Origin of the sequence: Psychrobacter sp. Ps6 (assembly GCF_022129235.1) — a bacterium.
Lineage (GTDB): Bacteria > Pseudomonadota > Gammaproteobacteria > Pseudomonadales > Moraxellaceae > Psychrobacter.
Genome location: NZ_JADQAI010000076.1, coordinates 1 through 2,097, shown reverse-complemented (window position 1 = coordinate 2,097; position 2,097 = coordinate 1). Strand labels below are relative to the sequence as shown.

General features: G+C 44.2%; 1 protein-coding gene. It reads right to left on the bottom strand.

Going from position 1 to position 2,097, the window contains the following annotated elements; translation table 11 throughout:
• Positions 1 to 109 precede the first annotated feature (109 nt).
• Positions 110 to 1,420 (bottom strand): group II intron reverse transcriptase/maturase, encoded by a 1,311-nt coding sequence (gene ltrA / locus I3255_RS13830; protein WP_238039322.1) that lies wholly within the window; start codon positions 1,418 to 1,420, stop codon positions 110 to 112.
• Positions 1,421 to 2,097: the final 677 nt, after the last annotated feature.

The window sequence follows — 2,097 nt, the reverse complement described above, 5'->3', positions numbered from 1 at the left end:
GAGGTTTCAAAAGAAGAGTTACGCGCTCAAGTCATTGAGCTTCGCGGCTCTGAAAAATGATCGATACGATTTAAATCGAGTAGGAGGAGGCCTCACGGCCTCCGTCCTCTCACACCACCGTACAAGCGTGGATCGCATACGGCGGTTCCGAATATATTTTTAGTGACTCATACCCATCTCGCAATGAGTATAAACCCAACTCTTTGAACCATTTTATTGGCGTAGCATGATGCATCTGCGGTGTTTGCGCTAAACACCACCAACCTTTATCTGACATTGCTAATTTCCATGCATTGCGTTCTGTTACACCTTGTTGCTGTAACCACATCGCTATGCTGTACTTTCGTTTGCGCTGCTTTAGTCGGTAACATCTAAGTCGTCTTCGTATCCAACTATCTAACTGTTGCATACTCCTTTTCCGCATCGCGAGTTTAAAGTAATGCTGCCAACCTCTTAGGTATTGAGTTAACTCAGTTATCACTTCCTTTAACTCTCGACCTCGGTTTCGCTTCGTTATCTGCCGCACTCGCTTCTTCATTTGAGTTTGTGCTGGCTTCGATATCTGGATTGTTCCGTCTATCTGGAAGCGATGGCCTAGGTAAGTTCGCTCTGTCACTCTTGTTGCTGCACTTTTCTCCCGATTTACCGTGAGTTTCAGATTTTGCTCCAAGAATTTCGTTATCGATTCTTTGACTCGATGAGCGGCTTCCTCACTACTCACATAGATTTGGCAGTCATCTGCATATCGACAGAATTTATGCCCTCTATGTTCTAACTCTTTATCCAGTTCATCTAATACGATATTAGATAGTAACGGAGATAATGGCCCACCCTGTGGTGTTCCTCGTTGTCTCTGTTCAACCATCCCATTTCGCATTATGCCTGCCTGTAGATATGATCTGATCAACTTCAACACTCGTTTATCAACGATATCCTGTGACAGTCTGTGCATCAGCCTATCGTGATTTACTGTGTCAAAGTATTTTGCTAAATCGATATCTACTACATAACCTCGCCCATCTCGGATATAGCGACTCGCTGCCGCGAGTGCATGATGAGCACTACGGTTTGGTCTAAATCCATAACTACTGTTGGAGAACTTCGGCTCATAGATATCTGACAGTGTTGAAGTAATTGCCTGTTGGACAATCCGATCAAGGACTGTTGGAATACCTAACTGCCTAACGCCACCACTGGGTTTGGGAATTTCTACACCTAGAACAGGTTGAGGTTGATAGCTTCCATCCAGAAGACTCTGGCGAAGCAATTGCCCATTTGAAGCTTGTCGAAGTTGAGAGATGGTCGCATTTATGTCAAGTTTATCGACACCTGCGCATCCTTTATTTTTCTTCACTCTTCGTAAGGCTTGATTCAAATTTGTTGAAGAGCAAATTTGCTCCATCAACGAAGTTGAGGTCACCAAGACTCGTCCTCCTGTCTACGCCGACCATGCTTGTCATTCTTCGTTGCTATGAGCTTTACTTGCGGTATCGCCCATTGGGACGTAGAGATGGGTTTCATCTTGCTATGACTCCACATGATTGAGTGTCTAGTGACTGCTTCTTGATATATTCAGTTCAGGCCTTCCCTTAAGTTGTACTTCCTTTAGGTACTATGCCGTCTGCTGACTTCTTAGTGTTCATCACACAGCATTACTGCTGTGTTAGTCTCTACCGAGACAAACAATAAGATCTCCCGAGGTAAGACGTTGTTCTTTCCTTTAGCCATGCCTGATTTATCACTACACACTTCCCGTCGAGACGTTGGGCTATTCTATCTATAGCTAGGTTACCCAAGTTGTAATGACCTACTATCAGATTTCTGTTCGTCACAGCCAAATTTTGCCATTTGCTTCCTTCAGATTTCACCTCACGGTGAACACCCTTGCATAGGCTAACGGTTCCTGCTCGACTAAGCCCGTAGAGGACTTTCACCTCCTAGAACAACGCCATGCTCGGCGCACTAAACAAAAGGCAAGGTATCAAGTCTTGCCTTTGCTATTACTGATACAAACCATCCGCCATAACTTTAGCTTAACTAAATGAGAGTGTCCTGAATTCTGTGTAACTGTCTAAACTTAAACCTTAAAGGTTAAGG